The 7923-nt window shown below is 71.3% G+C and carries 7 protein-coding genes; 6 read left to right on the top strand and 1 reads right to left on the bottom strand.

Annotated features, from left to right (window positions below):
* Nucleotides 1–70: 70 nt before the first annotated feature.
* Nucleotides 71–1489: an ATP-binding protein gene (locus ACIP89_RS29490; RefSeq protein WP_327338147.1), complete on the top strand. Its 1419-nt coding sequence runs from the start codon at nucleotides 71–73 to the stop codon at nucleotides 1487–1489.
* Between the two features lies 1 nt (nucleotide 1490).
* Nucleotides 1491–3038 (top strand): type IV secretory system conjugative DNA transfer family protein, encoded by a 1548-nt coding sequence (locus ACIP89_RS29495; protein ID WP_402117585.1) that lies wholly within the window; start codon nucleotides 1491–1493, stop codon nucleotides 3036–3038.
* 165 nt (nucleotides 3039–3203) lie between these two features.
* Here the strand turns inward: ACIP89_RS29495 and ACIP89_RS29500 are convergent, their stop codons facing one another.
* Entirely contained in the window at nucleotides 3204–3761 is a 558-nt protein-coding gene (locus ACIP89_RS29500) for a GNAT family N-acetyltransferase (protein WP_401922388.1), read from the bottom strand.
* Nucleotides 3762–3903: 142 nt separating this feature from the next.
* On the opposite strand from ACIP89_RS29500, the gene ACIP89_RS29505 reads away from it, so the two are divergent.
* The 4 genes from ACIP89_RS29505 to ACIP89_RS29520 all read left to right on the top strand — a co-directional run bounded on the left by ACIP89_RS29505 (nucleotide 3904) and on the right by ACIP89_RS29520 (nucleotide 7814).
* Nucleotides 3904–4896 (top strand): ABC transporter ATP-binding protein, encoded by a 993-nt coding sequence (locus ACIP89_RS29505; protein ID WP_402117586.1) that lies wholly within the window; start codon nucleotides 3904–3906, stop codon nucleotides 4894–4896.
* Complete coding sequence (locus ACIP89_RS29510) at nucleotides 4893–5684, top strand: ABC transporter permease (protein WP_402117588.1); 792 nt, start codon at nucleotides 4893–4895, stop codon at nucleotides 5682–5684. The genes ACIP89_RS29505 and ACIP89_RS29510 overlap by 4 nt, the downstream gene beginning before the upstream one ends.
* Before the next feature lie 196 nt (nucleotides 5685–5880).
* On the top strand, nucleotides 5881–7152 hold the full coding sequence (locus tag ACIP89_RS29515; protein ID WP_402117589.1) for a sensor histidine kinase: 1272 nt from the start codon (nucleotides 5881–5883) through the stop codon (nucleotides 7150–7152).
* Nucleotides 7149–7814 carry a response regulator transcription factor gene (locus ACIP89_RS29520; RefSeq protein WP_073733123.1) on the top strand — a complete coding sequence of 222 codons (666 nt, stop codon included), beginning with the start codon at nucleotides 7149–7151 and terminating at the stop codon, nucleotides 7812–7814. The genes ACIP89_RS29515 and ACIP89_RS29520 overlap by 4 nt, the downstream gene beginning before the upstream one ends.
* Nucleotides 7815–7923: the final 109 nt, after the last annotated feature.

Consider the following 7923-nt stretch of genomic DNA (forward strand, 5'->3'; position numbering starts at 1 on the left):
CCCGAGAGCACCGCTTCACCACCGCATCGCCGAGAGCACCGAGAGAGACGAGAGGGAGGTCGGTCACGCCATGCGAGATCCGCTGTCCGCGTTGTCGGACGCCTTTACCGCCTTCCTCTTCGGGAAGGTGGAGACGACCCGGCTGCCCGTCCGCACCTCGACCGGACAGGCGCAGGCGGTCTACCTGCCCACCGCCGCCCCCGGTCTCGGCGACTCCGGCGTGATCATCGGCCGCGAGGTGTACTCCGGCAAGGGCTACATCTACGACCCCTTCCAGCTGTACGGGCAGCAGCTCCCCGCCCCGCACTGGCTGGTGCTCGGTGAGTCCGGCAACGGCAAGTCCGCGCTGGAGAAGACGTACGTGCTCCGCCAGCTCCGCTTCCGCGACCGCCAGGTCGTCGTCCTGGACGCCCAGGGCGAGGACGGGGTCGGCGAATGGAACCTCATCGCCCAGGAACTGGGCCTGACCCCCATCCGCCTCGACCCCACCTCCGCGCTCAACGGCGGCATCCGGCTCAACCCGCTCGACCCCGCAATCACCACGACCGGGCAGCTCGCCCTGCTCCGCACGATCATCGAAGTCGCCATGGGCCACGGCCTCGACGAACGGTCCGGCTTCGCGCTCAAGGTCGCGCACGCCTTCGTGAACGAGACGAAGAACGACCGCCAGCCCGTCCTGATGGACATCGTCGACCAACTGCGCCACCCGGAACCCGAGTCTGCCCAGGCGATGAACGTCGACATAGACGACGTACGGGCCTGGGGCCTGGACGTCGCCCTCGTCCTGGACCGGCTCGTCGACGGCGACCTGCGCGGCATGTTCGACGGGCCGACGTCCGCCGACATCGACCTGGACGCCCCACTGATCGTCTTCGACCTCTCCCACATCGACCGCAACTCGATCGCCATGCCGATCCTGATGGCGATCGTCGGCGTCTGGCTGGAGCACACCTGGATCAGGCCCGACCGGAAGAAACGCATCTTCCTGGTCGAGGAGGCCTGGCACATCATCAACTCCCCCTTCGTCGCGCAGCTCTTCCAGCGCCTGCTGAAGTTCGGCCGGCGACTCGGGCTGTCCTTCGTCGCCGTCGTCCACCACCTCAGCGATGTCGTCGACGGAGCCGCGGCGCGGGAAGCGGCGGCCATCCTCAAGATGGCCTCGACCCGCACGATCTACGCCCAGAAGGCCGACGAGGCCAGAGCCACCGGCCGGGTGCTCGGGCTGCCCCGATGGGCGGTCGAGATCATCCCCACGCTCACCCCGGGCATCGCCGTCTGGGACGTCAACGGGAACGTACAGGTCGTCAAACACCTGATCACCGAGGCCGAACGCCCCCTCGTCTTCACCGACCGCGCGATGACCGAGTCCTCCGCCATCGACCTGCTCCCGGAGGACGTACGCGCCGCCGAACTGGAGGCGGAACAGCGCGCGGCCCGGATCGAGAACCAACAGCGGCTCAACGAGTCGTCCGAGTCAACGGTGGCATGACATGGCAGGGCGCGGCGGGGCACGGTCCGGCGGCAACGGGGACGGCAGCGGCGGCATTCCCGACGGACTGCTGATCGGCCTGCTGGCCTTCCTGCTCGGGCTGACGCTGCTGGCCTGGACGGCCACCGGCCTGTCCGGGCTCCTCGCGCACGGTGCCTGGCCGCACGGCGTCACCCTCGCCGAGACCCCGCTGGCCATGCGGCGCCTGGTGGAGGCCCCGCACGACCTGCCGGCCGCCTGGCCGGCCACCCCGGCAGCGGCGCTCTCCGGATACGGGCTGTTCTGGGGCCTGTTCATCGGTGAGCTGATGGTGCTCGTCGTCCTGACCATCTTCGCCATGGGCGTGGTCGCACGCTGGCGCGGCGTACGGTCCCGGCAGCGCACCCAGCGCCTGGACCGACTGGAACGGCTGGAGGAGCACCAGCCGGAACGAGCCGCCCGGCAGGTCACCGACCTGGAGAAGGGCCAGGAGTACGGACATCAGTCCCCCTCTCCATCCCCGGCACCGGCCGCCACGGAACGCCTCCCCGAAACACAGCAACAGGCCACGGCCACCACGACCACCACCACCGAGCTCCTCGAAACCGCCGCCCCGCTCACCGTGCCCTCCCCCCGCGCCCCCCTCGTCGTCTACGGCCCCGCCGCCACCCGCCGGCCCACCGTCGTCCAGGCCATCAGCGAAGCCGACGGGCCCGTACTCGTCGTCACCTCGGACCCCAGCGTCTGGGCCGAGACCAAGGACGCCCGCGCCAAGCTCGGCCCCGTGCTCGTCTACGACCCCGGCCACCTCTGCGACACCCCGGCCCGGCTCCACTGGGCCCCCACCGCCGGCTGCGAACAGCCCGACCGGGCGGCCGCCCGCGCCGCCGCCCTCCTCACCCCGGTCCGCCCGCAGGCCCGCATCGACGCGGCCACGGCCGACACCGCCGAGACGCTCCTCCAGTGCTGGCTGCACGCCGCGGCCATCGACGGCCGCCCCTTCCGCCAGGTCCACCGCTGGGCCCTGGGCGGCTCCGCCCACGAACCGGTACGGCTGCTGCGTACCCACCCCAAGGCCGCGTCCGGACTGGCCGGACTCCTGGAATCCGCACTCACCGCGTACCCCGAACGCCGCGAGCTGGCACAGGAACTGACGGTCCGGGCCTTCGGAGCGCTCTCCTCTGTCCATGTCCGCGACGCCTGCACCCCCAACCGGGCCGATGCGCTCGCGCTGGAATCTTTCGCGGACGAAGGGGGCACGCTCTATGTGGTGGGTGAACCCATCGAGAATCCGCGATCGAGCCCGGGAGCCATGCCCCTGCTCACGGCGCTCGCCTCAGACGTGGTCGAGCACGGCCGCCGCATGGCCGCACGGTCATCCGACGGTCGGCTCGACCCACCAATGACGCTCGTCCTCGACGACGTCGCAGCCGTCGCACCGCTGCCCCGGCTGCCCGAGCTGCTGGCGAGCGGCAACAGCCTGGGCCTGCCCACCGTCGCCCTGCTCCGCTCCGCCGAACAGGGCCGAGCCCGCTGGACCCAGCAACTCCAGACGCCGACCACCCCCTGACCCACCCAGGCCACCCGAGTCCCACCGCTAAGGCGTAGCCACCTGCCCCACCCGGGCCCCACCACTACGACCGAACCACCTGACCCACCCAGGCCACCCCGACCCCACCACGACAGCCGAGCCGCCCGAGCCACCTCCACCCCCACTTACCCCCCCTCCCCACCGCTAGGGCCGGGCCACCGCGTACTCCAGCTCGCGCGCCTCCGGGTCGCCCTGGACCGGCACCGTCTCCCCGGTCGGCGCGAACCCGATCCGCCGGTAGAACGCCGAGGCCCGCAGGTTGTCCTCGTGCACGTACAGCCGTACCCGTTCGATTCTCGGCCCGTCCAGCGACCACGCCCAGTCCAGGCCGGCCCGGAACAGTTCCCCGGCCACTCCCCCGCCTCGCGCCTCGGGGCGTACGAACACCCCGACCACGTGGGCCTGGTGGACGTCGGCCGCCGCACCGAACGCCACCTCCCCGTCCGGGCGCTCGATCAGCACGGTCACCGAACCCGCCCAGCTTCCGTCCGCCGCCACCGCGACGAACTGCCGCTTCTCGCCGTCGCCCGACTCCGAAGAACCGGCCGCCCGCTCGCGCCAGAACGCGTCGGGCTGCTCCACCGCCTGCTCGTACGTCTCCAGGAACGCCAGCGGCGCCACCGGATCCCGCAGCGCGGCCAGCCGGAGTTCCTTCACCAGCTGCCATTCCCCGGCACGCACCGGCCGTATCACGTAGTCCATGCGCCGATCCTCACCCGCCACCGACGGCCGTGCAAACGGGTTCCCACCCCGGCCCGCGCGTCGTACCCCGGTACTACGCGCGCCGCCACCTCCCGCCCCCGGTCCGATGTCCCGCGCCCGCCCGCTCCGTAGCGTCAACCGCATGATCAGGGCATACGAACTCACCAAACGGTACGGGGACACCACCGTCGTCCAGGACCTCGACTTCACGGTCCGCCCCGGCACCGTGACCGGCTTCCTCGGCCCGAACGGCGCCGGAAAGTCGACCACCATGCGGATGCTGCTCGGCCTGGACGCCCCCACCCGGGGCAGTTCGACGATCGGCGGACGCGCGTACGCGAGCCACAGCGCACCGCTGACCGAAGTCGGCGCCCTGCTGGAGGCCCGCTCCGTCCACCCCGGCCGCACCGCCTTCCACCACCTGATGTCCCTCGCCCACACCCACGGCATCCCCCGCAGCCGCGTCGAGCACGTCCTCGACATGGTCGGACTGACCGCGGTCGCCGGGAAGCGGATCAAGGGATTCTCGCTCGGCATGGGCCAGCGGCTCGGCATCGCCTCCGCGCTGCTCGGCGACCCGGCCGTCCTCATCCTCGACGAACCGGTCAACGGTCTCGACCCCGAGGGCGTCCTGTGGGTACGCAACCTGCTGAGATCCCTCGCCGCGGAAGGCCGCACGGTCCTCGTCTCCTCGCACCTGATGAGCGAGATGGCGCTGACCGCCGACCACCTCGTCATCATCGGCCGCGGCCGCCTCCTCGCGGACACCACCGTCGACGACTTCGTCGCCACGGCCGGCGGCGCCTCGGTCCGCGTCCTCACCCCGCAGGCCCCCGCCCTGCGCGACCTCCTCCAGGGACCCGGAATCGACATCACCGGCCCCACCACCAGCCCCACCGGCGCCGAAGCCCGAGAACTCGCCAACTCCGCCAGTCCCCCTGCTGCCGACCCCGGTGAGCTACAGGTACGCGGCGCGGACGCCGCCCACATCGGCCGAGTCGCGGCCGCACACGCCATCCCGCTGTATGAGCTCACTCCGCGCACCGCCTCACTGGAGCAGGCCTTCATGGACCTCACCCATGAGTCGGTCGATTACCGGATCACCGCCCCCGAACCGACCGGAGCCCTCGCATGACCACCGCGGCAGTCACCCCGCACCCCTATCGCATCACCCCGGCCCGAGTGCTGCGCTCCGAGTGGCACAAGCTCCGGTCCCTGCGCTCCAGCTGGATCACGCTGGGATCGGCCGCCGCTCTGGTACTCGCCGTCGGCATCCTCATGGGCACGACCTATACGTCCGGCGGCGGCGATTCAGACGTCGACACGGTCGTCATGGTCCTCTACGGCACCACCCTCGGCACGCTGTGCACGGTCGTGCTGGGCATCCTGGTCACGGCGGGCGAGTACTCGACGGGCATGATCCGCGCCTCGCTCACCGCCGTCCCCCAACGACTCCCGGTCCTGTGGGCGAAGGCCGCGGTCTTCGCCGCCACCGTGTTCACCGTCATGCTCGCCACCTCGCTGGTCACCTTCGTCGTCGCGCAGTTCTTCCTCAACGACACCGACCAGGCAGCCTCCCTCACCGATCCCGGCGTCCTGCGCGCCGTGGCGGGCAACGCCGCCGGGACCACGCTCCTCAGCCTGATCGCCCTGGGCCTCGGCGCCCTGCTCCGCTCGACTCCCGGCGCCATCGGCGCGTTCATCGGGGGCGTGATGGTCCTTCCGGAGGTGCTCACCATGCTTCCCTACGACGCGGTGGAGACCGCCGTCCGCTATTTCCCCACCCAGGCCGCCGGCGTACTCGGCTCCGCCACCCCGCTCCCCGACGCCGCCTCCAACGGCGCCGCCCTGCTCGCCCTCCTCCTCTGGGCCTCGGCCTCACTCCTCGCGGCAGCCGCCCTCCTGCGCCGCCGCGACGCCTGACGCGAACCGACACCTGAGCCGAGGGTGCAAGGATCACGGGGGAGACGAAGAACGACCGGAGAGACACATGTGACGGAACGCAGAAGGACGCACACGTCACAGCGACACCGGGACGGACACGTGGCAGGGACGGAGGGACGCGCCCGTGACGGGTGGCAGGGGGAACACACGTGACCGACGACAGGAGGACGCACCCGTGACGGGCGACGGGGACGACGGGACCAACCGGGCGGCAACACCCCGCCCCAGCCCGCTCACCGGGCACATTCAGCGACAGCTCCAGCGCATCCGCGCGGCCGACCGCCGCCGGCCGGCCGTCTGGGACGGGCTGCTCACCACGTTCTGGGTCCTGTTCGCCGTGCTCGACGTCTCCTCGCACGGCTGGCGCACCGTCGCCATCGACCCGGACGTGTCCCCTCGGCTGGTGCTGCTGCTGAGCGCCGCGCTCTCCGCACCGCTGCTGTGGCGTCGCCGCCACCCGCTGGCCGTGCTGCTGTTCATGGCCCCGTTCGCGCTGGTCAACGTATGGACGGGGGCGGTCATCCAGGCCGCCTTCCTCCAGGAGATCGTGGTCTTCAACATCGCGCTCCGGCTCCCCCTGCGCACCCTGGCCCTGTCCGGCGGGATCGTGCTCGTCCCGCTCGCGATCGGCTCTGCCCACTTCCCGGAGCACTGGAACCAGCTCCTCGTCCCCCACCTGTACGCGTTCGTCTTGGCGTCCCTGTTCGGCATCGTGTTCCGGACCCGCAAGGAGTACACGGAGGCCCTGGTCGACCGCGCCAACCGGCTGGAACTCGAACGGGACCAGCAGGCCCAGCTGGCCGCCGTCGCCGAACGCACCCGGATCGCCCGGGAGATGCACGACATCATCGGCCACAACCTGTCCGTCATCACGGGGTTGGCCGACGGCGGCGCGTACGCCGCGGCCAAGAGCCCGGAACGGGCCGCCCAGGCCCTCGACGCGATCGGCACCACCAGCCGCCAGGCCCTCGCCGAACTCCGCCGCCTGCTCGGCGTCCTGCGCGATCCCCCCGAGAGCGCCGACCGCACCCCGCAACCGACCCTCGACGACATGGACACCCTGCTCACCGGCGTACGGACGGCGGGTCTTCCCGTACGGCTCCGCAGCCACGGCACGCCTCCGGCCGTCCCGCCCACCGCAGGGCGGCAGTTGACGGTCTACCGGGTGGTGCAGGAGGCGCTGACCAATACCCTGAAGCACGGCGGCGGACACTCCGCCCTGGCAGCCGAGGTCACCCTGACCTACCGGCCGAACGAGCTGGAGGCCGTGATCACCGACAACGGCACACCTGCTCCCGGCGCAGCCGCACCGGACGGCACCGGGCAGGGCATCACGGGCATGCGCGAACGCGCTTCCCTGTACGACGGCACCGTAGAAACGGGCCGGCCCACCGGCACAGGCTGGCAGGTACGGCTCCGGCTCCCTCTGGAGGACTCCCCCTCGTGACGACCGTGCTCATCGCGGACGACCAGCCGATGCAACGCTTCGGATTCCGCATGCTGTTGGAGAGCCAGGACGACATGACGGTCGTCGGCGAGGCCGCCAACGGCCACGAGGCCCTCCAGCTCGTCGCCCGGCACCAGCCGGACGTCGCCCTGATGGACATCCGCATGCCCCTGCTCGACGGCATCGAGGCGACCCGCCGCATCATCAGGACCGGCTCCCGCACCCGCGTCCTCATCGTCACGACGTTCGACCTGGACCGGTACGCGTACGACGGCCTGCGGGCCGGCGCGAGCGGTTTCCTCATCAAGGACGCGATGCCGGAGGAGCTGCTCTCCGGCATCCGTGCGGTCGCGAGCGGCGACGCGGTGGTGGCCCCCAGCCTGACCCGTCGCCTCCTGGACGCGTACGTCCAGCACCTGCCGACCACGCCGGGCGGACCCGCAACGCCTGATTCGCGCATCGGGACCCTCACCGGCAGGGAACGGGAGATCCTCACCGTCATCGGACAGGGCTGGACCAATTCGGAGATCGCGGAGCGATTGCACCTCGCCGAATCAACCGTGAAGACCCACGTCTCCCGCATCCTCGCGAAAACCGGTGCCAGGGACCGCGTCCAGGCAGTGATCCTGGCGTACGACACCCACCTGGTCACCGCGGGCTGAAGGGGCGGGGGTCCTTCTGGTCCGGGAACGCAGAAGAGCCCCGTGCCACAAGGGCACGGGGCTCAACTATTTTAAAAGGAGTTCGGCGGCGTCCTACTCTCCCACAGGG

Source organism: Streptomyces sp. NPDC088730, assembly GCF_044751215.1.
GTDB lineage: Bacteria > Actinomycetota > Actinomycetes > Streptomycetales > Streptomycetaceae > Streptomyces.